Origin of the sequence: Spongiibacter sp. UBA1325, from assembly GCF_002306875.1 — a bacterium.
GTDB lineage: Bacteria > Pseudomonadota > Gammaproteobacteria > Pseudomonadales > Spongiibacteraceae > Spongiibacter > Spongiibacter marinus.
The window spans coordinates 561,207-587,291 of sequence record NZ_DBTD01000009.1; the positions used below are offsets into that span (position 1 = coordinate 561,207).

General features: G+C 58.7%; 19 protein-coding genes. 12 read left to right on the forward strand and 7 right to left on the reverse strand.

Features of this window, described 5'->3' with window-relative positions:
- Window positions 1–13 precede the first annotated feature (13 nt).
- On the reverse strand, window positions 14–691 hold the full coding sequence (locus B3K78_RS11155; protein WP_286695515.1) for a TIGR00153 family protein: 678 nt from the start codon (window positions 689–691) through the stop codon (window positions 14–16).
- A 148-nt stretch (window positions 692–839) separates the two neighbouring features.
- Between B3K78_RS11155 and tfpB the strand changes: the two genes are divergently transcribed.
- Genes tfpB through B3K78_RS11170 form a run of 3 tightly spaced genes read left to right on the forward strand, consistent with a single transcriptional unit; the run spans window position 840 to window position 6,532 of the window.
- Window positions 840–2,624, forward strand: a complete 1,785-nt coding sequence (tfpB, locus tag B3K78_RS11160; RefSeq protein ID WP_286695516.1) for a type IV pilus assembly ATPase TfpB — start codon at window positions 840–842, stop codon at window positions 2,622–2,624.
- A 44-nt stretch (window positions 2,625–2,668) separates the two neighbouring features.
- Window positions 2,669–5,572, forward strand: coding sequence for a bifunctional [glutamate--ammonia ligase]-adenylyl-L-tyrosine phosphorylase/[glutamate--ammonia-ligase] adenylyltransferase (glnE, locus tag B3K78_RS11165; protein ID WP_286695517.1), 2,904 nt, complete (start codon window positions 2,669–2,671; stop codon window positions 5,570–5,572).
- A gap of 33 nt (window positions 5,573–5,605) precedes the next feature.
- Entirely contained in the window at window positions 5,606–6,532 is a 927-nt protein-coding gene (locus tag B3K78_RS11170) for a branched-chain amino acid transaminase (RefSeq protein WP_204997145.1), read from the forward strand.
- A gap of 50 nt (window positions 6,533–6,582) precedes the next feature.
- Here the strand turns inward: B3K78_RS11170 and B3K78_RS11175 are convergent, their stop codons facing one another.
- A complete protein-coding gene (locus B3K78_RS11175) occupies window positions 6,583–6,957 on the reverse strand; it encodes a hypothetical protein (protein WP_286695518.1) in 375 nt (124 codons plus the stop codon).
- Between the two features lie 260 nt (window positions 6,958–7,217).
- Between B3K78_RS11175 and B3K78_RS11180 the strand changes: the two genes are divergently transcribed.
- From B3K78_RS11180 to B3K78_RS11200, 5 genes are all read left to right on the forward strand, one after another.
- Window positions 7,218–8,540 (forward strand): glycosyltransferase family 4 protein, encoded by a 1,323-nt coding sequence (locus B3K78_RS11180; protein WP_286695519.1) that lies wholly within the window; start codon window positions 7,218–7,220, stop codon window positions 8,538–8,540.
- Window positions 8,527–9,240, forward strand: coding sequence for a class I SAM-dependent methyltransferase (locus B3K78_RS11185; protein WP_286695520.1), 714 nt, complete (start codon window positions 8,527–8,529; stop codon window positions 9,238–9,240). The genes B3K78_RS11180 and B3K78_RS11185 overlap by 14 nt, the downstream gene beginning before the upstream one ends.
- Window positions 9,237–10,322 (forward strand): prenyltransferase/squalene oxidase repeat-containing protein, encoded by a 1,086-nt coding sequence (locus tag B3K78_RS11190; protein WP_286695521.1) that lies wholly within the window; start codon window positions 9,237–9,239, stop codon window positions 10,320–10,322. The genes B3K78_RS11185 and B3K78_RS11190 overlap by 4 nt, the downstream gene beginning before the upstream one ends.
- A 1,379-nt stretch (window positions 10,323–11,701) precedes the next feature.
- A complete protein-coding gene (locus B3K78_RS11195; protein ID WP_286695522.1) occupies window positions 11,702–11,977 on the forward strand; it encodes a hypothetical protein in 276 nt (91 codons plus the stop codon).
- 94 nt (window positions 11,978–12,071) lie between these two features.
- Window positions 12,072–13,163 (forward strand): hypothetical protein, encoded by a 1,092-nt coding sequence (locus tag B3K78_RS11200; RefSeq protein ID WP_286695523.1) that lies wholly within the window; start codon window positions 12,072–12,074, stop codon window positions 13,161–13,163.
- A gap of 542 nt (window positions 13,164–13,705) precedes the next feature.
- Here the strand turns inward: B3K78_RS11200 and B3K78_RS11205 are convergent.
- Window positions 13,706–14,317: a TetR/AcrR family transcriptional regulator gene (locus tag B3K78_RS11205; RefSeq protein WP_286695524.1), complete on the reverse strand. Its 612-nt coding sequence runs from the start codon at window positions 14,315–14,317 to the stop codon at window positions 13,706–13,708.
- A 94-nt stretch (window positions 14,318–14,411) separates the two neighbouring features.
- Here B3K78_RS11205 and B3K78_RS11210 point away from each other — a divergent pair, with 94 nt between their 5' ends.
- Entirely contained in the window at window positions 14,412–15,497 is a 1,086-nt protein-coding gene (locus tag B3K78_RS11210) for a phosphotransferase family protein (RefSeq protein ID WP_286695525.1), read from the forward strand.
- Window positions 15,498–15,509: 12 nt separating this feature from the next.
- Entirely contained in the window at window positions 15,510–16,634 is a 1,125-nt protein-coding gene (locus tag B3K78_RS11215; protein ID WP_286695526.1) for an Rv3169 family protein, read from the forward strand.
- A 110-nt stretch (window positions 16,635–16,744) separates the two neighbouring features.
- On the opposite strand, the gene B3K78_RS11220 is transcribed toward B3K78_RS11215, so the two are convergent.
- Window positions 16,745–17,809: an NAD(P)H-dependent amine dehydrogenase family protein gene (locus B3K78_RS11220; protein WP_286695527.1), complete on the reverse strand. Its 1,065-nt coding sequence runs from the start codon at window positions 17,807–17,809 to the stop codon at window positions 16,745–16,747.
- Window positions 17,810–17,997: 188 nt separating this feature from the next.
- On the opposite strand from B3K78_RS11220, the gene B3K78_RS11225 reads away from it, so the two are divergent.
- Window positions 17,998–18,558 (forward strand): GNAT family N-acetyltransferase, encoded by a 561-nt coding sequence (locus B3K78_RS11225; RefSeq protein ID WP_286695528.1) that lies wholly within the window; start codon window positions 17,998–18,000, stop codon window positions 18,556–18,558.
- An 8-nt stretch (window positions 18,559–18,566) separates the two neighbouring features.
- Here B3K78_RS11225 and B3K78_RS11230 read toward each other — a convergent pair whose 3' ends face one another.
- The 3 genes from B3K78_RS11230 to argH form a co-directional block, all read right to left on the reverse strand.
- Window positions 18,567–21,671: an efflux RND transporter permease subunit gene (locus B3K78_RS11230; RefSeq protein ID WP_286695529.1), complete on the reverse strand. Its 3,105-nt coding sequence runs from the start codon at window positions 21,669–21,671 to the stop codon at window positions 18,567–18,569.
- Window positions 21,672–21,674: 3 nt separating this feature from the next.
- Window positions 21,675–22,715 carry an efflux RND transporter periplasmic adaptor subunit gene (locus B3K78_RS11235; RefSeq protein WP_286695530.1) on the reverse strand — a complete coding sequence of 347 codons (1,041 nt, stop codon included), beginning with the start codon at window positions 22,713–22,715 and terminating at the stop codon, window positions 21,675–21,677.
- Window positions 22,716–22,881: 166 nt separating this feature from the next.
- Window positions 22,882–24,279: an argininosuccinate lyase gene (argH, locus tag B3K78_RS11240; protein ID WP_286695531.1), complete on the reverse strand. Its 1,398-nt coding sequence runs from the start codon at window positions 24,277–24,279 to the stop codon at window positions 22,882–22,884.
- A gap of 189 nt (window positions 24,280–24,468) precedes the next feature.
- Between argH and B3K78_RS11245 the strand changes: the two genes are divergently transcribed.
- On the forward strand, window positions 24,469–26,082 hold the full coding sequence (locus B3K78_RS11245) for a beta-helix domain-containing protein (RefSeq protein WP_286695532.1): 1,614 nt from the start codon (window positions 24,469–24,471) through the stop codon (window positions 26,080–26,082).
- Window positions 26,083–26,085: the final 3 nt, after the last annotated feature.

Genomic DNA, 26,085 nt, shown 5'->3' on the forward strand with positions numbered 1-26,085 from the left:
GTGAAACCCTTGCTTAGCGGGCAATAATAATTTGCAGGCGTGAGCCGACTTTTTGTGACTTGTCCGACAGCTCGCCGATCAACTCAATAATTTTGTAGAGGAACATGGCGTCCACCGGCGGCAGGTCGCGCTCAATGCCGTAAAGTTCGGCGCGAATCGTTACCTGCAATTGGTCGGCTTCATACTCGAGGCGATCGAGCTCTTCGATCATTTTCTCAACCAGCTTTACTTCGTGGCCGCGAAAGCCCGTTTCCAGCAGTTCGTCCAGCTCTTCGATGGCCTTCTTGGCCTGCGACGATGTGGCAATAGCCAGGTCGACGTAGCCGCGCATATCGTCGACAAGTGATGCCGGAATCTCCATGCGGCGACCGAGCATCAGGCCTGCGATATCTTTGGCGCAGTTGGCAATGCGGTCTTGCATGCTGATTAATTCGAGAAGGTCGGAGCGGGGAACGGGGAGGAAAAGATTACTGGGGAGGTTGAGGCGGATTTGCTTCTTGATCAGGTCTGCCTCGTGCTCCAGCTTAACAATTTGCTGCTGAGCGGTTTCGGCGCCTTGCCAGTCTTTGTCGATAACCGCATTAATAAATGGCTGCAAGGCTATCGCACAGGCCTCGGCTTTCTTAATATGCTCCTGTATGGGTTCAAAGGGTGACTTACCAAACAGGTTGTTTAGCTTATTTAAGGGCACGTTAAGGCTCCTTTGCGCACATGAGTAGTTGAGTGGCGGCGATTATACGGACGCAGTGTCGCCCCCTCCAGTTTTTTGCACGGTCGCCTCTCGCTGGCTGAGCGGCTTGCCGTACTATAAATACAAAATATGACAATTCGGAGCTTCAATGCCCAACTCGCTGAAAACACAGGGCCCCCTCGATACCGCAGTGCTACTCCGGCAGCTGGTTGACGACGGCCTGCTTGAGCCAGTTGCTGCCAAGCGCGCCGGTGTTAATCCACCGCGCAAAGGCGAGCGCCTCCAGCACCCGCTCAATTACCTGGCCAGCCAGCAACTTGCCGATGCGCGGCGCAGCGGGGCGATCCTCAGTATAGACACTCTATTGCAGTGGCTGAGCGATCGCTGCGGGCTGGGCTTTCAGCGCATTGATCCTTTAAAAATTGATGTGCCCTCGGTCACCGAGGTTATGTCCTTTGCCTTTGCTCAGCGCCATCGCATTCTGGCGGTGGCGTCCACGCCGGCCGAGGTGGTGATCGCCTGCGCCGAACCCTTCGTTGATGGCTGGGTGAGTGATTTGCAGCAGGTATTGAATCGCCCTATTCGCCGGGTGATCGCCGACGCCGATGCCATCGACCGCTATACCGTGGAGTTCTACAGCTTGGCGCGCTCGGTGCGCGGCGCCAGCACCGGGGAGCGCAGCAGCACGACCAACCTGGAACAGCTGCTCGAAATCAGCAAACAAAAAGACCTGGATGCCAACGACAGCCACGTGGTGAATATTGTCGATTGGCTGCTGCAATACGCCTACGACCAGCGCGCCAGTGATATTCATATCGAGCCCCGCCGCGACCAGGGCAATGTGCGCTTTCGCATCGACGGCGTGTTGTGCACGGTATACCAGTTGCCGGCAACCGTGCTCACGGCGGTGGTCAGCCGCCTTAAGATTCTCGGCCGTATGGATGTGGCAGAAAAACGCCGCCCTCAGGATGGCCGCCTGAAAACCAAAAACCCCGCCGGGCAGGAAATAGAACTGCGGCTGTCCACCCTGCCGACCGCTTTCGGCGAGAAGATGGTCATGCGTATCTTCGACCCCGAGGTCTTGCTGCGCAGCTTTGACGAACTCGGCCTGCGCGGCGACGACCTGCAGCGCTGGCAGTCGATGATCGGCGCGCCCCACGGCATAGTGTTGGTCACCGGCCCCACCGGCTCGGGTAAAACCACCACGCTCTACTCCAGCTTGCGCAAGATCGCCAGCCCCGAGGTGAATGTTTGCACCATTGAAGACCCCATTGAGATGGTCGAAGAGGCCTTTAATCAGATGCAGGTGCAGCACAATATCGGCCTGGACTTTGCCGGGGGCGTGCGCGCGCTGCTGCGCCAGGACCCGGACATTATTATGATCGGCGAGATCCGCGACCTGGAAACCGCCGAAATGGCCATTCAAGCGGCGCTTACCGGTCATTTGGTGATCTCTACCCTGCATACCAACGACGCGCCCTCTGCGGTTACCCGCTTGTTGGAGCTGGGCGTGCCCGCCTACCTGATTCGCGCCACCGTGCTCGGGGTGATGGCGCAGCGTTTGGTGCGCACATTGTGCCCGCACTGCAAAACCGCCGTCGACAGCAGTGAAGCCGACCCTGCCGGCAGTGAATGGGCCGCCTTGGCCGCGCCCTGGAAATTGTCACCGCCTGCGCGCTACTTTGCCGCCACTGGCTGCCTGGAGTGTCGCAACACCGGCTACTACGGCCGTCAGGGCATTTATGAAATTCTCACCCTCGAAGGCGAGCTGCAGGCGGCGATTCAAGACGATGTGGCGCTGGACCAGATGCGCCTGTTGGCGATGAAAAAAGGTATGAAAACACTGCGCCTCAGTGGCGCGAGAAAGGTGGCCGCTGGCGAGACCACCATTGCAGAAATTATGCGCGTGGCGCCGCCGGTGCAGTCGCATTAGGGCGTGTACCGAATCCATAACCGCCCGCCTGATGGGGATGATGTATGAGCACAGCATTAAACGTGCAAACCGATGAGTTACCTGCGCTACTTGCCGAGGGTTTAGATGCCCGCTGGCAGAGTTTTCTTCAGCGCTGCAGCGAGCCGCAGGCCGAGTGGTATCAGGAATTTGCCCAGTCGGAGGCGCGCCCCAAACTGCTGCTGGCGATCGCGGCCAGCCCGATTTTTCTCGACTATTGCCAGCGTTTTCCACAGGCGCTGATCGACCTGCAACAGCAGGGTCTATTGGATGCACCGCTGTCCGCCGGTGAGTTAACTGAGCAACTGGCGGCCGAGTGCGACGCCTGCAGCAATGCCGACGAGCTGGCCAAAACCCTGCGTCAGTTTCGCTACCGCCACTGGTTAAGACTGGTGTGGCGCGACCTGAACCGCCTTTGCGATATGGTCGCCACCACTGCTGAACTCTCGGCTCTGGCCGATGTATGCGTGCAGCAAGCGCTGGCTTTTTTGCACCGCGAGTTGTGCTGCGAATGGGGTGAGCCGCAGTCTGTCGACGGCCGCCCACAGCAGCTCAGTGTTATTGCCATGGGCAAGCTGGGCGCGGGTGAACTGAACCTTTCGTCAGACATCGACCTGATCTTCAGCTATCCCGAAGCGGGCAGCACAGCGGGTGGCCCGCGCAGCGTCGACAATCAGGAATTCTTTATTCGCCTTGGGCAGCGTTTGATCAAGGCCTTGGATGCGCGCACCGCCGACGGCTTTGTGTTTCGCGTGGATATGCGGCTGCGACCCTATGGCCAGAGCGGGCCGCTGGTGGTCAGCTTCGACGCCATGGAAGAGTACTACCAAGACCAGGGGCGGGACTGGGAGCGCTACGCGCTGATCAAGGCGCGCTGCATCGCCGGTGACGAAGCGGCAAATCAACGCCTGATGGCCAGCCTGCGGCCGTTTACCTACCGCCGCTATCTGGACTTTTCCGCCATCGAGTCGCTGCGCGATATGAAGGCGATGATCCAGCGCGAGGTCGCGCGTCGCAGCCTGCACAACAACATCAAACTCGGCGCGGGCGGTATCCGTGAAATTGAATTTATCGCCCAGTGTTTCCAGTTGATTCGCGGCGGTCAGGAAATCAGCCTGCAGCAGCGTCCACTGCGGATTATTCTCGATGAGCTGCGCGACATGGAGCTGTTGCCCGCCCCGGTGGTGGACGAGCTGCAGGCGGCCAATGTCTTCCTGCGCAACGCCGAGCATGCGATACAGGCCTGGCGCGACGAGCAAACTCAGCAGCTGCCCGATGCACCGGCGCCTCAGGCGGCGTTGGCGCTGAGTATGGGCTTTGACAGCTGGGAGGCCTTCACGGCGGCACTGGCCGAACACCGCCAGCGTGTCGATGAGCACTTTGCCAATATTATTGCCGCGCCAGAGGAGGAGGGCAGCACCGATCGCGCAGCGATTCAGCGCTGGGAAGTGCTGCTGAACGACCCCGACGCCGACTCACTGACCGAAGAGTTGCAAGCGGCGGGCTACAACGATGCCGCCGAAGTCGCCCGGCGCTTGCTGGCGCTGTTAACCGGCGCGGGTGTGCAGCGCATGCAGGGCAGTGCGCGGGAGCGCCTGGACGATTTCCTGCCGCTGTTGCTGGAGCAGGTTCAGGAGGCGGAAGACAGCGGTCGCGCCTTCCTGCGGTTGATCCCGTTGATCGAAGCCGTGCTGCGCCGCACCGCGTATCTGGTGTTGTTAATGGAAAACCCCGCCGCGCTGGGGCGCTTGGTCAGGTTGTGCGATGCCAGCCCCTGGGTGTCGCGGCAGTTGGCGGCGCACCCGGTGTTGCTGGATGAATTACTCGACGCCAGCAGCCTCTACTCAGTGCCCGACAAAGACGGTCTGCGCAGCGAGTTGCGCCAGCGCCTGCTGCGCATTCCCGAGGACGACCTGGAAGCGCAAATGGAAGCGCTGCGCTACTTCCGCCTGGCCCATGTTCTCAGGGTGGCGGCCTCGGAAATTACCGGCAGCCTGCCGCTGATGAAGGTCAGTGACTACCTGACGTTTATCGCCGAAACGGTAATGGAATTTGTCGTGGATATCGCCTGGCAGAATCTGGTGGAGAAGCACGGCACTCCCTGCGGCGATGACCCGCGCCGCCACTTTGTGATTCTTGCCTACGGCAAGATGGGCGGTATCGAGTTGGGCTATGGCTCAGACCTGGATTTGGTATTCGTGCACGACGTGCCCGCCGGCGTGATTAGCGATGGCGAGCGCCCGCTGGATGGCACCATGTTCTATACCCGTCTGGGGCAGCGCATCATCCATATTCTTACCGCGCAAACCCGTCTTGGTCAGCTCTACGAAGTGGATATGCGCCTACGGCCGTCGGGTAACTCGGGGCTGTTGGTAAGCTCCTTCTCGGCCTTTCGCGACTACCAGCGCGGTCAGGCCTGGACCTGGGAGCACCAGGCACTGGTGCGGGCGAGGGTGGTGGCCGGTGACCCGGTACTGGCCGAAAAATTTACCGAGCTGCGCGCCGATGTGTTGGGCAGCGAGCGCGATCTTGCCAAGCTGCGCGAAGACGTACTGAGTATGCGCGACAAGATGCGCCAGCACTTGTTGCCGTCAGGCGGTGAAAAAAACCACGAATTTGATATCAAACAAGGCCTTGGAGGTATCGTTGATATAGAATTTATGGTGCAATATGCCGTTTTAGCTTGGTCGCATCAGCACCCGCCACTGCACTACCACACCGACAATATTCGGATCCTGGAGTCCCTTCAACAAGAAGGTTTGATTCCCGAGGCTGATGCCCGGGCCTTGATCGAGGCCTATATCGCGTTTCGCAGCCAGTCGCACCGGGCCAGCTTGCAGGAACAAAAGGGACAACTCAGTGGTGAGGCCCTCGCAGAGGAACGCGGCGCCGTGCGTCGAATCTGGCAACAGATATTCGACGAGCAATAACCGCATAACAGTAATTTTCAGGAGTAAACGACAATGTCCATGGCCGATCGCGATGGTCTAATCTGGTTCGACGGTGAAATGGTGCCCTGGCGCGATGCCCGTGTACACGTACTCACCCACACGCTGCACTATGGCATGGGCGTATTTGAAGGCGTGCGCGCCTATCACGCTGGCGATCGTGGAACCTGCATCTTCCGCTTGAACGAGCACACCGACCGCCTGTTCCGCTCAGCCCATATCATGAATATGAGCATGCCCTTCGACAAAGACGTGATCAACGAAGCGCAGCGCCAAGTGGTCCGCGAAAACAATCTCGACGAAGCCTATCTGCGCCCGATGGTATTCCTCGGCTCGGAAGGCATGGGACTGCGCGCTGACAATCTGCGCACTCACGTTATTGTTGCGGCCTGGGATTGGCCCAGCTACATGAGCCCGGAAGCGCGTGACAAGGGTATTAAGGTGCGTTGCAGCTCTTACACCCGCCACCACGTCAATATTTCCATGTGTAAGGCGAAGGCCAATGGCCACTACATCAACTCGATGCTGGCGCTGCGCGAAGCGCTGGACAGCGGTTGTGAAGAGGCCTTGTTGCTGGACAACGAAGGCTACGTGGCCGAAGGCAGTGGTGAGAACATTTTCATCGTTCGCGATGGCAAACTCTACACGCCCGAGCTGACCAGCTGCTTGGACGGCATCACCCGCAACACCATCTTTGCCTTCTGCAAAGAGCTGGGTCTGGAAGTGGAAGAAAAGCGCATCACACGCGATGAAGTGTATGTTGCCGACGAAGCCTTCTTCACCGGTACCGCAGCGGAAGTTCTGCCTATTCGCGAGCTAGATGGGCGTCAAATCGGCAGTGGTGTACGCGGCCCGATCACCACCGAGCTGCAAAGCCGCTACTTTGACCAGGTCAAAGGTCGTCGCGAGCAATTCCCTGAGTGGTTAAGCCCCGTCGCTTAAGCCCCTGTGCGTGAGCTGCCCGGTCGGCTCACGCATTGCTTCTCCCCTTATTAGCTTTCCTCCTGCGGCGCCTGATAGCGGCATTCCCCGCGAATCTTCAATGCATTGAGCACGGCATATTGTTCCAGCGTGATATAGCCGTAGGGGCAATAGGCCTGCAGGCGGCTGTCGTTGCGCAGCATGCGCTGCGCCTGTTTCAGCAGCTCGTCGTCACTGGGTGGGCGTTTTTGTGGGCGATTCGGGTCCACCGTGTGGCGAATCGGTTTCACCGGCGGGAGGGCGATTCGCAGCTGGTATTCAAACAGCTTCAGGTCGCCACCGCGATTCAGCGGCGTGAATAATCCCCTGTCCTGCGGCGGGCTGGGCTGGCTGCTGCAAGCGGCGGTCAGGGCGCAGGCGATAAAAGCGCTGTAAATGGCACGCATCTTTATGGTTTTCCTGGCATTTTTGCGGGGCCTGGCAGTGTAACATGACAAACTGGTAATCCCTCTAGTGGGCCGCGAGACGGGCCGTCGGTGGATTTATCCACAAGCGATGGTTAGAATCCGTTCACTTACGAGGCGTCATGCCCCGCAATAGCTGCGGCGGCCCAAGGCCCGCACGCGAGCCGCCAGTGTGAATGGCGGTCGCGGCGATAAGAGGCCGGGCACGTCAGAAACAATCCTAACAAACAGCGATAACGGCTATGTCATCAGACCCAACCGCGCTTGCCCAGTCCGCCACCGCGGCGACCGGGTCGGCCCAAGTTATTCCCATTGAAGAGGCGCGTCCGCAGCGTCGCCTTCATATCTGTCTGCTCGGTTATCGCAGTGCGCCCTTTGGTGGCGGTCAGGGTATTTACCTCAAGTACCTCAGCAAGGCTCTGGTGGATGCCGGTCACGAGGTCGATGTGATCTCGGGGCAGCCCTATCCCCATCTCGACCCGCGGGTGAAGCTGATCAAAATGCCGGGCATGAACCTGTTTGAAACCGGCCTCGGTTCGCTGCGCCCCCATCACCTTAGCTCGCTCACCAATATCATCGAGTGGAGCAGCAAGCTGACCGGCGGTTTTGCCGAGCCCTACTGCTTTGGCCGCCGCGTGGTGAAGTACCTCAAGCGACACGGTCGCCACTACGACATTATTCACGACAACCAAAGCCTCAGCTTTGGCATGCTCAAACTGCAAAAACTCGGCTTTCCGCTGGTTACGACCATTCATCACCCCATTACCAGCGACCTGGATATCGCCCTGAAGGCTGCCAACTCGCTGGTTGACCGTGTGCTGATACGGCGCTGGCACAGTTTCATCCAAATGCAGCGCCAGGTTGCGCCGCAGTTGCACCACGTGGTCACCGTTTCTGAGCGCTCCCGCGAAGACATCGCCGCCGCCTTTGGTATGCAGCCCGCCGCGATCCAGTTGGTGCACTGTGGTATCGACACCGACGAGTTCCGCCCGCTGCCCAGCGTGAAAAAAATACCGCGCCGCTTAATGGCAACCGTGTCGGCCGATGCGCCATTGAAGGGCATGAGCTACCTGTTTGAGGCCGTGGCAAAACTGCTGCCGCGCTACCCCGACCTGCAGCTGTTAATGGTGGGCAAAATTCGCGAGGGTGGCGAGGCCGAAGCGCTGATCGAAAAGCTTGGCCTGCACAATCACATTGCCACCGCCTCGGGCATCAGCACCGAGCAATTGGTGCGCTATTACAATGAAGCCGAAGTCGCCGTCGTGCCCTCGGTTTACGAAGGCTTTGGCCTGCCCGCGGGCGAAGCCATGGCCTGCGGTACAGCGCTGGTGTCCACTACTGGCGGAGCGCTGCCAGAAGTCACCGGCGACGCGGCCCTGCAAGTGCCGGTGCGCGATGCCCAGGCCCTGGCCGATGGCATCGATACGCTGCTGAGCAACGCCGAGCAACGGCGCGCTCTGGAAGTGGCTGGCCGCGAGCGCATGGAAGAATTGTTCTGCTGGAGCCGCGCCGCCCAGCAGATGCTGGACTATTACGAACAGGTATTACGCAGTGAAAACGGTTGATTTTAAACACTTTGCACTCCAGCCCGGCGACCGCCTGCTGGACCTGGGTTGCGGCGAAGGCCGCCACGTTATCTCTGCTTATGTGGAAGGTGAAGTCACGGCGGTAGGCGTCGACCTGTGCCTGAAAGACCTGCAAACCGCCCAGCAGCGCGCCGCTGATTTTGTTGACGGCAGCGATGACAAACGCGCCTTTGGCCTCGCCAATGCCGATGCCATGAGCCTGCCTTTTGCCGACAACAGCTTCGACAAAATCATCTGCTCAGAAGTATTGGAGCACATCCCCGACTATCAGGCTGTGCTCAAAGAGATCGAGCGCATCCTTAAACCTGGCGGCCTGTTTTGCGCCAGCGTGCCGCGCGCCTGGCCAGAAAAAATCTGCTGGGCATTGAGCGATGCCTACCACCAAGTGGAAGGCGGTCACCTGCGTATTTTCAAAGCCAGCGAGCTGCGCAAGCAGATCCAAGGCCTGGGCTTCCGCTTCTACCGTCGGCACTGGGCACACGCCTTGCATTCCCCCTATTGGTGGCTGAAATGCGCCTTCTGGGAGCAGGACAACAACCCGCTGGTAAAGAGCTACCACAAACTGCTGGTCTGGGATCTGATGGATCGGCCGTGGATCACCCGCACCGTCGAGCGTGGCCTCAACCCGGTAATGGGCAAATCAGTGGTCATGTATTTTGAAAAAGGACAGGCAGCATGAGCGGACTGTTTCTCAGCAAGGGGTTGTACCCGGAAGACTTCTTCCGCGCCACCATTGAGTTCCTGAAGCGCGAGCAACAGGCCGACGGCAGCATCCCCTGGTTTGAGGGCGGTCACGCCGACCCCTGGGACCACGTCGAGTCCGCAATGGGGCTGAGTATTGGCGGCGAATACGCCGCCGCCGAGCGCGCCTACTTCTGGCTGCGCGACAGCCAACTTGCCGACGGCAGCTGGTGGGCCGCCTATCGCAACGGCGAAGTGGACAACCGCGAACGCCGCGAAACCAACTTCGTTGCCTATATTGCCACTGGCGTTTGGCACCACTACCTTATTAGCCAGCGCCGCGAGTTCCTGCAAGCCATGTGGCCCTGCGTGCAGCGCGCCATCAATTTTGTGGTGGGCCAGCAAAGCCCCCACGGCGACATTAACTGGGCGGTCGATGCCGATGGCCAGTCGATGGAAGACGCGCTGGTCACCGGCTGCGCCTCCATCTACAAAAGCCTGGAGTGCGCCTGGAATATCTCGGTTGTACTCGGCGAGCCCCGCGATGAATGGCGCGCCGCCCGCGCCGCCCTCGGCGACGCCATGCGCAACAAGCCCGAGCGCTTTGACCGCACCTGGGAAAGCAAAGCCCGCTACTCCATGGACTGGTTCTACCCGGTACTCACCGGCGTAGTGCCGCCCGCCAAAGGCAGCGCCCACCTGCAAAAGCGCTGGGGCGAATTCGTTGAAGACGGCCTCGGTTGCCGTTGCGTGTCCGACGAGCCCTGGGTTACCGTTGCGGAATCCTGCGAGCTGACCATGGCCTTGCTCGCTGCGGGTGATCACGCGCGCGCAGTTAACGTTTACAGCTGGCTGCACCAATGGCGTGACGGCAACGGCGAATACTGGACCGGCTACCAAATGGTCGAAGACCTGCTGTGGCCCGATGAGCGCCCCACCTGGACCGCCGCCGCCATCCTGCTTGCCGCCGATGCGCTCACCGAGCACACCCCTGCCCATCACCTATTCAAAGAAGTACGTCTGCTGGAGGTTGAAGCAGAACTGGCGGAAGAAGCCGAGCGCTATACCAGCGGGCGCTAATAGCGTTCGCGCAATTCCACCGCTGACCGCGATTGGGTTACGTGGCCCCTTCCGGATGGCCCGAAAGGCTTATTCCCGCACAGACCCCGCCGTGTTCGGCAGCGCGGGCATGTTGCCTGACCCGTGGGAGCGGGCCTGACCGCGACTGACCCAGCTTTGGAGCAGGTTGGTTGTAGGGGCGGTTTCAACCGCTATTCGGACTTCGAATACGCCGCAGGCCTCCGTATATCCACCTTATCTAATTTGCATCATTTACTGATGGCATTGGTTTCGCCCTGCTGGGCGACCCCCTTTCTCTTTGCTTGCCCAAAGAGAAAGGGGGGAAAGAGAAAAGGCACCCCGCATCAATGTCGTCGGCTATCGCCGCCGATCCCCTGCGCGCGACGCGAGCTGTGCGGGCGCTGCGGAACTCGCTTCGCTCAAACAGTCCTCGCGCAATTCCCGCACAGCTCCCGCCGTGCTCGGCAGCGCTGAGGGGGAGGGTGTTGCCCGACCCGTATGAGCGGTTTACCCAAAGCATTCCTTGCGGTCGCGGGGCACGCCGTTAACCGCGATGACGTTGCCTGATGGCACGGCGAAGTGCTCATTATCGTAGGTGCTGGTAGCGATGTTTTCGCCCTTGCTGGGCGACCTACTTATTTTTTGTGCGAAAAAATAAGTAGGCAACAAAAAGCGCACCCCGCAGCACTGTCGTCGGCTGTCGCCGCCGATCCCCTGCGCGCGACGCGAGCTGTGCGGGCGCTGCGGAACTCGCTGCGCTCAAACAGTCCTCGCGCAATTCCCGCACACCTCCCGCCGTGCTCGGCAGCGCTGAGGGGGAGGGGGGGTGCCCGACCCGTAGGAGCGGTTTCAACCGCGAATAGAAGCCTAGCTAATGTGGTTCCTGCCTGATGCTCCTATGGTTCGCTAATTCTTCTAGATGCTGAGGGGAAAGATGGGTCGCGCCACGTTCAAAGGCGTTGGGGCGCGACTTGAATCAATGGCGCTGACTTACATGATTTGCAACAGATAAGCCCTCCTATAAAACTAATGAAAGACTTGATCCTATAGCAGCGCGACTTTATGGTATTTGAGCCGTAGCGACGCACTAGCATGTGCTCCCGCAAATACCGAAGGAATGGTGAAACGCTCACAATGACAAACCCCGTCATCCGCATGTATACGCATACAGCGTATCCCGATTTATCCTTCCTGCCAGTAAGGTGGCCCTGTTATCGGCTTTGGCGAAATCTGAATTCAAAATACCCTATTGAAAACAATGCGTTAATAAAGGGTCGAAAAAGAGCCCGCGTGATAGATGGCGCCCGATAATATTTATTATGAGGCCGCAGGCCTCATAAACAGGCTGTTATGAGCAAAGTCGAAAAACGGAGAATCTCATGAATAGTGTAGATGTAACATGGAGTCGTACATTTAAGGTCTGGTGGAGTTACATCTGGCGATGCATTCTTTTCAGCATGATTTTAGGTTTTATCCTTGGTTTTCTCGGAGGGGTTGTTGTTGCCTTAATTGGCAGGCAGGAGTTGGGAGCTATGGTTGGCGGAATCCTTGGCTATTTAGGTTCAATTCCTGTTTCAATAATCATGCTCAAAAAGATTCTAGTCAAAAAGTACTCGGATTTTTCGGTTGCATTGGTTGCTAATGAAAACTCATAACAAGGGCCGGCAATATGCTCCCTATGGTCGCCGGACACCCAAAACGCTGCGCTTTTTTGGGCGCCGTTGCGGCTGGCGTTAGGCTTACTGCAACGTGAACCGGACACCTATTCAACTTCAGATCGCGAGCCCATTCTTCGAGAATACTCGCTGGTCGCACCAAGTTTTACAGGACACATGGCAGCCGATTATTAATTGGCTCGGCGCTGGAACTGCTCGAATTTTTCCGCCCCCGATTCAAGATGCGGGAACGCTGGGTAAACTCGGTGCCGTGATTTTAGCTGTTCGGCGCTTTCAAAACATTCAAGGGTTTGCGGACCTGGGGATAGAGCTTGGCTCCGACCCGGATTCTGGCTCGTGGAGCACGATGTATCTCGCGCTGCAGCTAAGCAAAACCGATGACTGTGAAGTCATAGAATTCGAGCCATCTTCGGAAGGAAATCGCAAAGCTGACATAGCCGCCAATTTGCTTGGTGTCCGACACCTATTTGAATGCAAATCTGCGGATCACAATGACTCCGGCCGGACTCGTCGCCATGAGATTATTGACCTACTTAAGCCCTATATACCGGATGGGGTACAAATCGACGTCTGCTTCGAGGCGGATCTGAGCAATGATGAATGGAAAAGTCTCGCTGAAAGCATTGCGGATAGGGCGCCGAACGCTTCCCAAGAGGGGGCCATCATCAAAAATGCGAAATTGGAAGTTATCGCACAGCCGGGACAAGATTGCGTTCCGGAAAGGTTTCATGAGTGCCGCCTGGAAGGTTTTTTGGAAACAACCTCATCTGGTGAAGTTCTTCTGGTGTCTTCATATACAGCCCAAAACACCCGCTTATCGGTAGCTGGTCCCAAACTAGATCCGCGGCCATTTGTGCAAAAGGCCTTCAACGCATCCCGGCATCAGCGTACCGCTGACGCGCCGTTCGTCCTCGTTGTTGATGTCACTATGCTAGGAGTGGGGTTGCAGGCGACCGCCGACGCGGCAAGAACTTTTTTCCAGCCGAAAAGGAACACAAGTTATGCTGGCGTATTAGCGGTAAGACGAAGCGCGGCAGCAGAAGGAATGAGGCTCGAATCCCAACTAGTAGGCAATCCTTTTGCGCGATCTCCACTAGCCACGGAACTAACGCGTCACTGGCCGAATGTGCATGTCCCTGCAAGATTTGACAGCCCGCTTGAATAGAAAGCAGCTTGACGTAGCGCCTAACAAGTCCATGAAGCCGACCATGTGGTTCCCCCGTTTTGATGGATACCTTCTGATACCTCAGGAGGTAGTAAAGTGCCAAAATATACTGAGATCAAAGTGGGCAGAGTCATTAATACCCGTTTACTGCGTAACCCATTCCCCCTCAGCGCTGCCGAGCACGGTGCAGGCAGCACGGGAATTGCGCGAGGACTGTTTGAGCGCAGCGAGTTCCGCAGCGCCCGTGCTGGTTGTGCCGCGCGCAGGGGATCGGCGGCGATAGCCGGCGACAGTGATGCGGGGTGCGCTTTTTGTTGCCTACTTATTTTTTCGCATAAAAAATAAGTAGGTCGCCCAGCAAGGGCGAAAACCAAAGCCATCAGGACTAATGAAAATGAGCGTTGCGTAGGGCTTGCAGAACGGAGCCACCTTAGCCGCGTTGAAGGTAAAGGTCGCGGTCAGGCCCGCTCCTACAAAGGCTGATTCGCGCACACTGCGAAAGAAAATAAGCCGGTCGCCCAGCTAGGGCGAAACGCTCACCATCAGCAAATACCGCGAATATTCCTCTCTACCAATTCCCGCCATAGCCGCTCGTGATTTTCCAGCTCGAGGTGCTGGGAGGTGCTTTGCAGTTGCGCGGGCAGGTCGAGAAATTGGCCGCTGATACTGGCCTGGCTGGACGAGCTTTCGAACAGGGCAAAGCCGAGGGTCATCCACAGCAGTGACTGGGCGTGGCGCACGGCGAGGCTGTCTTCTACCTGCATGGCTTTGATGGGTTCTGCCAGTGCGGCAATGGTGGCGACCATGGCTTCGGCGGGCAGGCTGTTGTTGAACTGGGGTAGCAGGCCGGGGAAGGCGAGTACTTGTTGGCGCAGTTGGTCGAGGAGTTTTTCCAGGCGTTGGGGGTGGCTTAACCCCGCAGGCAATGTACTGACATCCACGCTGAGTACGCTCTCGCCGATGGCGGTGAGCAGTTGTTGTTTGTTTTCAAAGTAGCGGTATAGGGAGGTGGGACTAATGCCCAGCTCTTTTGCCAGTTGCCGCAGGCTGAGTGCCGCGAGGTCTTGCTGTTGGGCAAGTTGCAGCGCCACAGCGAGAATCTGCTCTCTGCTGGTGCTGCTGGGGCGGCCAACGCGGCGCGTGTTACGGGTCATGGTTTATCCTTCTTTTTAAATATAGTAACACCGTTAACTAATTCGTGTTAGCATCGTGTCATTGGCGTTCAATAACATAACAATGAGGCCTCGTATGAGTAACGATCAGCGCCCCACACCGGTATTGGATAACCCGGAAGAAACCCGCAGCAAACTGGAAAGTTGGCTGTCTGCCCAGCTTGGCGACACGGTGAGTATCCCGTCGCTCAGTGTGCCCGAGGGTACGGGCATGTCGAATATCACTATGGTCTTCGATGCTCAGCACGGCGGCGCCGAGGCGGCTTATGTGGCGCGCATTGAGCCGCGTGGCGAGTACCTGGCCTTCCCTGAGTATGACCTGGGCATTCAGTGCCGTGTGATGGAAATGCTGGCGGCCAATAGCGATATTCCGGTGCCCGAGATCGTTGCCAAGGAGCTTACCGGCGAGGTGCTGGGGCAGCCATTCTACATTATGAAAAAAACCGACGGGGTGATTCCGCCGGATATGCCGCCCTACCATATGGATGGCTGGTTAACCGAGGAAGCGCCGGATACCCGCCGCCAGCTCTGGTTGGCGGGCCTGAAGCGCTTGGCGCAGGTGAATACGCTCGATATTAGCAGCCCGGCTATTCAGTCTGCCCTCAATGCCTGCGCCATTCCCCGCAGCCTCGATGAACAGCTGACGTACTGGGAAAATTATTACCAGTGGGGCTACCAGCGCAATGGCGAGCGGCTTCCCCACGATGTTGCCGCAAGCACCTTACAGTGGTTGCGCGATCATCAACCCAAAGAGCAGGCGGTCGCTCTGTGCTGGGGTGATTCCCGAATGGCGAATGTGATTTTCAGCCCGGATAAAACCGACGTTGCCGCCTTGTTGGACTGGGAAATGGTCGCATTGGGCGACCCTCTGCAAGATGTGGCGTGGTGGATTTACATGGATGAGTTGTTCAGCCACGGGTTGGATTTTCCACCGCTGGAGGGCTTCCCCGGTCGTCAGGAGTCAGCCGAGGCGTGGGCGCAGCTCAGCGGGTTTAACACCGACCAGCTTCACTATTACCTGGTGTTTGCCGGCTTGCGTTTCGCGTTGTTGCTGGGGCGTATGTCGATAGGCATGGGCAACGAAGACAGCATTAACAGCCATTTCAGCAGCTGCTTTGAAGTGAAGTATCTGGAAAAAATTCTCTCGGAAAAATCGGCCTGAGGACGCGTAGCCATGATTAGTAAACTCGACGATTACCCCATTCACCAAACCGCTGAGCCGGTTGCGCAGACCGCCACCAGTGACCGCTTCACCTATGACCGCTTCTGGTATAACGGCCACGCCAAAGACAGCGCATTTTATTTTGGCATCGGCCTTTGCCGGTACCCTAATTTGGGCATTGTAGACTGCAGTTTTAGCGTGGTGGTGGACGGCCGCCAGTACGCCTTTCACGGTTCCCGTCGCGCCTCCGACGAGCCGATGGATTTGGATGTTGGCCCCTTCAAACTCAGCATTTTAGAGCCGATGGGTCGCCACCGTTTGGTGATTGAATCCAACGACACCAATATCGAATGCGACCTGGTGTTTACCCCTAAAACCGGGGTGATTCCCGAGGGGCGGCAAACCCTGCGCAACGCCCGGCATGTGGTGATGGATGCTACCCGCATCGACCAGTTTGGCCACTGGCAGGGCAGCATTTCCGTTGAAGGTCGCAAGATCGCGGTGAACAGCGAAACCACCTTCGGCCTGAAAGACCGCTCCTGGGGGATTCGTCCGGTGGGCGCGCCGTATGAAGGCGGCGCACCGCTGGACAGTTTCCAGGCGGTGCACTTTATGTGGCTGCCCATTCACTGGGAAAGCCGTTGCACGCTGGCCGGTTGGTTTGAAGACGACAGCGGCTACCAGTGGCACACCGACCAGGCCATCGCCCCCATTCATGCAGAGGGCGAGAGCATTCCGGTAAATGACCCGGCCATGACGCTGTGGCAGGGCTGCGTTGGCCACCAGTTGAAATTCAAGCCCGGTACCCGTCAGGCTGAGTCGGGCACTTTCCTGATGAACCATAAAAACGGCGAGCAGATCGAAATTACTGTGCAGCCGGTATTGCTGCACCGCATGAAGGGGCTGGGCTATATGCACCCTGAGTGGGGGCACGGCAAATGGCATGGTGAACTCGTTATCGCGGGCGAGAGCTGGAACTGTGACGACGCGCCGCCGCTGAACCTGGAGAATATTCATATTCAGCAAACGGTGGTTGCACGTTGTGGCGATGAAGTGGGCTATGGCGTATTGGAGCAGTTACATATTGGCCCCCACGCCGAACTGGGTTTTAAAGACTGGTTTGATGGCGCGGAATAAAGCGGCCTGAATCCGCTTGGCTTAAATCAAATTGGTTTACGCCAAATAAGCTGAGTAAATGAGAGGCGCGCTGCCTGGAGGTATGGAGGTAGCGCGCCTTTTTTCGTTGTTTAGCCAGGTTTGTACAACCCCTTGCCGTTGATCTTTGGCAGGTCGTAAGCGGCGACCATGCCTGGCTCTTGTTCCACCACAGCGGGAATGGCATTGACGATGGCGGTAGCGGTTTGAATCACACCGGCCACCGCGTGGTCGCCGTGCTTGTCTTCCATGTCCATGCTGATCGTCATTTTGGGCTCACCTTCAATAATCACTTTGTAACCCTTGCCCTTAGGCCAGTCGGGGGCGATGTCGTCGGTGATGCGGGTGATGTGTTCCAGTACGATGGCGTCGCGGCCATCGACCACGGCGCGCACTTCAAAGCGCATGGCGCCGGTGGTGCCCTTCTTGAAGACGCCCATGGCATTTTCTGTATCCTGCTCCAGGGGCAGGCGCTCGTGCACTTCGTACACGCGCTCTACCTCCAGGCCCAGGGCCGCCGCCACCGAACGCACCGAGCCGCCCCAGCCCAGCGACAGCATGCCGGGTGCGAACAGCACGCAGTCGTGATCGACCGGATAGCCAAAGCCCATCACCTCGCGAATGGTGTCTTCCTGTTCGTAGGTGGCGTAGTTGATGATCTCCTGCATGCGTATGCTCGACCAGTGCTCGCTCAGGCCGGTGAACACCAGCGGCATGGTGTCGTTGGCAAAACCGGGATCAATACCATTGTTAAAGCAGGTGGCTTCGCCGATCTCGCAGGCTTCTTTGATCGGCTCGGCAATAAAGGCGACGTCGGGGTTGTCGGGGTATTGCAGCATAAACAGCGACGAGGCCACCACGTTGATGCCCCGGCGCAGGCAGCGCGCCTGGTCTTTGGCCGCTTCCATCATGCGGGTTTCTGAGTGGGCGGTGTACACGACGCAGTCCGGGTTGAGGTCGAGTACCGCGTCAATATCGGTGGAGGCCGCAACGCCACAGGGCGTGTCGAGCTCGGCCAGGGTGGCGGCATCGACACCGGCCTTGGCATCACTGCTGACAATGTGGCCAATCAGTTCCAGTTCGGGGTGATTCAGCACCGCGCGAATGGCGTATTTGCCAACGTTGCCGGTTCCCCAGGTAACCACTTTTAACGACATAGTATTTCCCCACTCTTTATTGTTAATGGCTGACGGCTATACGCGCCAGCGCTGTGCTTGGATAGACAGCCGTCATGCTAGCAAGGGCGGCGGTGCGGCAAAGGCTGCGCTGGTATGACATAGAAAACCGCCGCTGGCTGTCGCGTGCGCAAGCAGGGCAGAATAGCGCGGTGGTTTAGCAATTTAGTATGAAACTGATCGGTGGTGACGAAACCATGCAAGGCTTGAATACGCCGCGCTTGTGTATGCGGCAGTGGCGCAAAACGGATGCGGCGGCCTTCGCTGCGATGAATGCCGACCCTAAAGTAATGGAATTCTTTCCTCGTGGTTTATGCCGCGAAGAGAGCGACGCCCTGCTGGCTCAGTTGTCGGCGCAAAACGCGCAGCAGGGTTGGGGGATATGGGCTATGGAGCGCCGCAGTGATGCGCGTTTGCTGGGCTTTGCGGGTTTGAAGACGGTGGCAAGTGATTTGCCGTTTGCGCCAGCCACCGAGATTGCCTGGCGTTTGGCCGCCGATGCCTGGGGGCAGGGCTACGCTTATGAAGCGGCGCAGGCCGCCCTGGATTATGGCTTCGCTACGTTGAACATGCCTGAAATTGTGGCGATGACAGCCGTTGTGAATACGCGCTCGCGCGCATTGATGGAGCGCCTGAACATGCGGCGCGGTGACGACTTCGAGCACCCGCAATTGGCCGTGGGCTCGCCGCTGCGCCGCCATTGTTTGTACACACTGGCGGCGCCAGCCTGACAAGCGTTTTAGTTGCTGGCTGGGCTGTCTTTCAGTTCCTTCTCAAGCTGGTGCGCCACATCCTGCGGAGAGCCTGTGTGGCGAGCCAGGAAGCGATACGCCATTGGCACCACAAACAAGGTAAACAAGGTGGCGGCACTCACCCCGGAGACCACGACCACGCCAATCACGTAGCGGCTTTCGCTGCCCGCACCAAAAGCCAGCAATAGCGGAATGGCACCCATAATGGTGGTGATGGCGGTCATGATGATGGGGCGTAGGCGCTGTTCGGCGGCTTTACTAATTGCCTCTTCAAACTCAACACCGTCGTCGCGCAATTGGTTGGTGAATTCCACCAGCAAGATGCCGTTTTTGGCAGCTAAGCCCACCAGCATAATCAGCGCCACCTGACTGTAGATATTCAGGCTCTGCCCGGTGAGGTAGAGCCCGAGCAAGGCCCCGGCAATGGCCAGTGGCACGGTGAGAAGAATCACCAGTGGGTGAACAAAGCTTTCAAACTGGGCGGCAAGTACCAAATAAACGACAAGCAGCGCCAGCACAAAGGTGAAGTAGACGGCATTGCCGGAGTCTTTGTAGTCCAGCGATTCGCCCTTGTAGTCGATAATGGCATCCGGCGCGACCTTGCGTGTGACCTCTTCCAAATAGCTCAGCGCCTCGCCCAGTGAATAGCCCTCTGCGAGGTTGGCGTCCAGGGTGATGGCGCGCACGCGGTTATAGCGCCTGAGTACCGCCGCGTCGCCCCGTTCGCTAATGCTGACCAGGTTGGAAAGCGGAATGAGTTGGCCGCTGCTATTCGAGCGCACATAAATATTGCCGAGGTCGTTGGGCGTGTTTTGTTTGTCCGGCTCGCCCTCCAGCACCACGTTGTATTCTTCGCCATCGAGCATAAAAGTGGTTACCCGGCGGGAGCCGAGCAGGGTTTCCAGACTGCGGTTAATTTCCTGCGTACTGACGCCGAGGTCGGCGGCGCGGTCGCGCAGAATCGTTACTTCCAGTTGCGGCTTGGTTTCCCGATAGTCGCTATCGATACCCAGCAGATTCGGGTTATTGCGAGCCTCGTCCATAATGGCATCGCGCCACGCCGCGAGGTGCTGGAAGTCGCCACCGCCAATTACAAATTCCACGGGCTTACTAAAGCCGCCACCCAGTGCCTGAGGCATAATTGGGAAGGTCGTCAGCGCGGTAAAGCCCTGCAAGCGTTTGCGAATATCGGCGACAATGGCAGTGTTGGGGCGGCGGGTTTCCCAGGGCGCCAGCACCATAATGGCAAAGGCTTCGTTGTAACTTTCAGCGCCGCCGCGACCGGCGGGGGCGCGCACCAGGAAGCGATTGACCTCGCCGCTTTCCACCAGCGGCATCAGGCGTCGTTCGATTTCTTCCATGTGTTTGCTGACAAAGTCGAAGGACGAACCCTCGGGGCCGCGAATCATCATAAAGATCACGCCGCGGTCTTCCTTGGGGGCGAATTCTGCCGGGACTTTTTGCATCAGTACCACGCAGCCCAAAACCGCTAAGCCCAAAATAGAGGCCGACAGCAGCGGCCGCTTCAGGCTGGCGTCGAGGCTGCGGCGATAGCGGGTTTCCATGCGGTGCAGCAGGCCCTCGACGAAGTCGGCGAGGCGGCCGTGAATGGCGTCTTGCTTGAGTAATTTCGAGCAGATAACCGGCGATAGCGTCAGCGCGACAATGCTGGAGAACACCACGGCGACAGCCATCGCGACGGCAAATTCGCCAAACAGTCGCCCGACATCGCCGTCGAGCATGGTGATGGGAATAAACACCGCGACCAACACCGCTGTGGTGGCAACCACGGCGAAGCCGACTTGGCGACTGCCGCGAAAGGCGGCCACTAACGGCGACTCACCGTTGAGCAAGCGGCGGTGAATATTTTCCAGCACCACGATACTGTCATCGACCACCAAGCCGATGGCCAGTACCAGCGCCAGCAGGGTTAGCAGGTTAATGGTGTAGCCCAGGGCGTAGAGCACGGTAAAGCTGGCGATCAGCGATACCGGCACGGTCACTGCGGGCACTAACATGGCGCGGAAGTCGCCGAGGAAAATAAAGATCACCAACACCACCAGGCTGGCGGCGATAAAGAGCGTGGAGTAGACCTCGTCGATGGCGCTGTCGATAAACACCGAGCTGTCGTAGCTGTCGTGTAACTCGGTGCCTGCCGGCAAGATGCTGCGCATAGCATTCACTTCGCGGTGCGCTGCCTTGGCCACTTCCAGCGTATTGGCGGTGCTTTGCTTCACGATGCCGACGCCCACCTGCGGAATGCCATTGCCGCGGAACATGGTGCGGTATTCTTCGGCGTCCAGCTCGACCCGCGCCACTTCGCCTAGGCGCAAAATATTGCCGCTGTCATCGCGGCGCAGCACCAGTGTGGCGAAGTCCTCGGGGGCGAGGAACTGGCGCTCTATCTTGATAACAAAGTCGCGGTCGCGCGCCTTTAGTGTGCCGGCTGGCAGCTCGACATTTTCGCGCCGCAGGGCATTTTCGACATCGCCAATGGTCAGGTTGCGGGCGGCTAGCGCCTCGTGGTCCAGCCAAATGCGCATGGCATATTCCGGCCCGCCGCTCACCCGCACCCGCGCAACACCGTCGAGCACAGACAGCCGATCCACCAGATAGCGCTGGGCATAGTCGGCCAGTTGCAGGGTATTCATTTTGGTGGAGGTGAGGTTAAACCACATGATCACCCGCTGATCCGAGTCGGCTTTTTGTACCTCTGGGGCATCGGCTTCTTCGGGCAGGTTATTGCGCACACCGGCCACGCGATCGCGCACATCGTTGGCGGCGGCGTCGATATCGCGGCTCAGTTCAAACTCGATGCTAATCGTCGAAAAGCCGTCCTGACTGGTCGACGACACAGTTTTAATGCCTTCGATACCGGAGATGCGGTCCTCGATAACCTGGGTGACTTTCGATTCGACCACTTCGGCTGAGGCGCCGGTGTAGTTGGTGCTGACCGAGACGATGGGCGGGTCCACGTCCGGGTACTCGCGCAGTGCCAGACGCTCGAATGACAGGGCGCCAAAGGCGACCAGCAACAGGCTAATAACGGTGGCAAAGACGGGGCGCTTTACCGCAGTGTCTGACAGCAACATGGCTTATGACTCCTGCGGGGTGACGGGGCTGCCGGGGCGCAGCATCAGGAAACCTTCACTAATAAGCTGCTCGCCAGCACTGAGGCCGTTGACCACTTCCACGCCGTCAACCAGACGGGTGCCCAGTGTTACCTCGCGGCGCTCGGCTTTTTGTTCGCCGTTTACCAGCCAGACATAGTGGCGATTTTCGATACTCTGCAGCGCCGCGGCGGGCACCACAATACCCTCGCGCTTGTCTTTCAATAACGACACTCTCATTAGCATGCCGGGTTTTAATGTGGCGTCGCCATTGGGAATGTGGGCGCGCACCATTACGCTGCGCGACAGCGGGTCAATGCGCGGATTAATGGCGACGATCTTACCCTGAAAGGTTTTATTTAAGGCGTCGCTGCGGGCATCCACCGGCATGCCCACCCTGAGTGAGCGCAGCAACAGGCTGGGCAGGTTGAGGTCGAGGCGCATGGTACTTAGGTCGTCGAGGCTGGTTATGCTGTCGCCCGGCGACACCAGCGCGCCGGGGCTGACATTGTGCAAACCGGTCACGCCGCCAAAGGGTGCGCGCAGGGTGCGCTCATCAATTTTCGCCTGAACCTCGGCGATCTTGGCCTGGGCGCGGTCGCGGGCACTCAGGCGTTGGTCGTATTCGGTTTGCGCGGCCGACTGTGTGGCCAGCAGGTTTTTCAGACGACGGATTTCCCGCTGCTGCTCGGCCAGGTCGGCCTTCGCCGACGATAGCTGGGCCTGCTCTTCCGCTTGTTCCAGTGTTGCCAGTAAGTCACCTTGCTTCACGTATTGGCCTTCGTCGAAATGCAGGGCGCGCACTTTTTCGCTGACGGTGCTGGTTATGCGCACCGATTCCTTGGCCAGTAGCGAGCCGATGGCAGGCAGCCGCTCTTCAATGGTTTGCGGGGCGAGTGTTTGCACCTTTACTGCGGCGGCGGGACGCTGGCCGGGGGTGGCCGCCGAATTGGGCTCGCAGGCGCTAAGCGCGGCAAATAGAGGCAGGCAAAACGCAATTACGCGTGCGCGGGGCGCAGTGAACATGGTGAAGACTCCTGTCATTCCTGGTGTGCTACGCCCGAGATGAAGAGATGGATGTGTCGCGGGCAGTAGTAATGTAACACCGCAGCGAGAGAAATCCCTCGCGGCAGTGGATAAGAATTTTTAAAGAAGCGGGGAATCGCGGCGGGCAGGACGCCCGCCGACGAACTTAGCGCTGTTGCAGTCGGGTTTCAGCGCGATCAGCGGCGGCGCGTACCTGGGCAGGTGCGGTGCCGCCAATATGATTGCGGGCGTTGATAGAGCCTTCAAGCGTGAGCACGTCAAAGACGTCGTCTGTAATGTCGGCGCTGAACTGCTGCAGCTCTTCCAGACTCATTTCAGACAAGTCCTTGCTTTGCGCAATACCGTAGGCCACTGACTTGCCAACCACCTCGTGGGCGTCGCGGAAGGGCAGGCCTTTGCGCACCAGGTAGTCGGCCAAATCGGTCGCCGTAGAGAAACCGCGCATCGCGGCTTCGCGGGTAACGTCGGCATTCACGGTAATGGCAGGCACCATATCGGCGTAGGCTTTGAGGCTGTCTTTTAAGGTGTCGATCACATCGAACAGCGGCTCTTTATCTTCCTGATTGTCTTTGTTGTAGGCCAGCGGCTGCGACTTCATCAGCGTGAGCAGGCTGATCAGGTGACCGTTAACGCGGCCGACTTTGCCGCGAATCAGCTCGGGCACATCGGGGTTTTTCTTCTGCGGCATAATCGAGGAGCCGGTGCAGAAGCGGTCGGGCAGGTCGATAAAATTAAATTGCGCCGAGGTCCACAGCACCAGCTCTTCGCTGAAACGCGACAGGTGGGTCATGATCAGGCTGCCAGCGGCGGCAAATTCAATGGCGAAGTCGCGGTCGCTTACCGAGTCCAGGGAATTCTCGGTAGGGCGGTCAAAGCCCAACAGCTTTGCGCTGTATTCGCGGTCGATGGGGTAGGTGGTGCCCGCCAGTGCGGCGGCGCCAAGGGGGCTTTGATTCAGGCGCGCGGCGCAGTCCTGCAGGCGGCCAAAGTCGCGCTCCAGCATTTCGTTCCAGGCCAGCATGTGGTGGCCAAAGCTCACCGGCTGGGCAGTTTGCAGGTGAGTAAAGCCGGGCATGATGGTGTCGGCTTCGCGGCGCGCCAGTGCCACCAGACCTTGCTGCAGGCGGGTGATTTCGCTGCAGATGCTGCCAATCTCGTCGCGCAGGTACAGGCGAATATCGGTGGCGACCTGGTCATTGCGCGAGCGGCCGGTGTGCAGCTTCTTGCCGGTAATGCCGATCTTGTCGGTCAGGCGCGCTTCAATATTCATGTGCACGTCTTCAAGGCTTATCGACCAGTTGAATTCGCCCGCTTCAATTTCGCTGCGAATCTCTTCCAGGCCGGTTTGGATCTGCTTGAGCTCGTCCTCGCTGAGTACGCCGACTTTCGCCAACATGGCCGCGTGGGCCAGCGAGCCGTTGATGTCGTGATGGTAGAGGCGTTGGTCAAAGCTCACCGACGCGGTGAAGCGCTCAACAAACTGGTCGGTGGCCTCGCTGAAACGCCCACCCCAAGGTTTGATAGCCGGCTCTTTGTCACTCATTGCAAACAGGTCCTGTGTCATTGGGCGCTGCGCGGGCAGCCCATCGGAAAAGCGGCAGAGTATAGCAGAAATTACCGCGCTCTCGCGGGCTGTCTGCGCCGAGGCTGCCACTCACCGCCGTAACGTTTATGTAATATAGCGTGGCCATAATTTCGCGTGCCGAAAACTCCTGTGAAGTAAGGACCCGCCATGACCCAGGCGACTGCGCCGCGCGCCAAATTAGTGGAGCAATTGTGGCAACTAAAAGCTGCTTTTGAGCAGGCCCAGGACGGCCGAAGTATTCATTTTGACACCTTGCTGCGCGACTCGGATTACCGTCGCGAGCTGATCAACGAAGCGGCGATGAGCCGACATCGGGAGATGCGTGACCTCGGGCGCAGCCTCAGAGTGATCAACGCTGACGGCGAGCTGCGTGCCTCCCAGCATTCGCGCAAACCCGTTAACCCCGACATTGCCGAGATGATGGACTGGCAGTCGCAGCAGCCAGCTGAAGAGGCCGTGCGTTCCCGGCGCTGGTGGCTGTGGTTGCTGCTGCCCGCGCTGTTGCTTGCCGTATCGCTATGGTGGGTATTGGGGCGCGGACACGAGCAGCTTGTCAGCGGCTCCCTGCACGGCGATCACGTGTGGACCGCGGATAAAACGTGGATTCTCGACGACATTGTCTATGTTGAGGCCGCTGCCACGCTAACGATCGAACCTGGTGCGGTGGTGCTGGGCCAGCCCGGCAGCGCCCTGGTGGTCACCCGCGACGGCCAAATTATGGCGCGCGGCCGCGCCGATGCGCCGATTGTCTTTACCAGCGCGCAGCCGGAAGGGGGGCGCAAGGCCGGCGACTGGGGTGGTCTGGTACTGCTCGGCAATGCGCCGGTAAATACCCTGGATGCACAGGTAGAAGGGGTGCCGACCAGCGATACGCGAGGGATGTTCGGCGGTGTCGACAGCCGCGACAACTGCGGCGTGCTGGAATTTGTGCGCGTGGAGTTCGCGGGGTACGAGGTGTATGCCAATAACGAACTCAACGGCCTAACGCTGGGGGGCTGCGGCAGTAATACCATTGTGCGCCACGTGCAGGTACATCGCGCTTCCGACGACGGCATAGAGATTTTTGGCGGCACGGTGGATATGAAGCATATCCTCATTAGTGGCGCTGCCGATGACTCGCTGGACTGGGATATGGGGTGGCGCGGCCGGGTGCAGTTTCTGCAGGTGCTGCAGTATCCGGGTATGGGTGACAATGCCATCGAGGCAGACAACCGCAATGGCCGCGAGGATGCCCAGCCAATCTCGGAGCCGCAGTTCTGCAATGTAACGCTGCTGTCGCTTAACAGCGACGATAAATACCAGCGCGCCATGACTCTGCGGCGCGGCACCGGCGGCCACTTTCACAATATGATTATCAGCGGCTTCTCCGGTGAAACTATCGATATCAAAGGGCGCGTCAGTGCCAACCGGCTATCGACGGGAATGATGAGCTTTGGCGGCCTGCTGCTGTATAACAACGGTCGCGATGGTCGCAGTCACTTTATTGAAGAACTCGGCAAGCAAGACGACGACGGCGGCTTTGATGAAGCGGCGTATTTCGCCTCGCTGGCACGCCGCGACATCTCGCCAGAGTTCAGCGTGCCGGTTGACCCGGTTCGCGTGCCTGATTTTCGCGTCGGCAGTAAGTCTCCCGCCGGGCAGGGGGCTGTCGCGGTTCCCGAAGGCGAATTTTGGGATCAGGGCGCCAACTATCTCGGCGCGGTGCGACCGGGCAGCGCCAGCACCTGGATGAATGGCTGGACGGCATTTGCGCCAAACTGACGC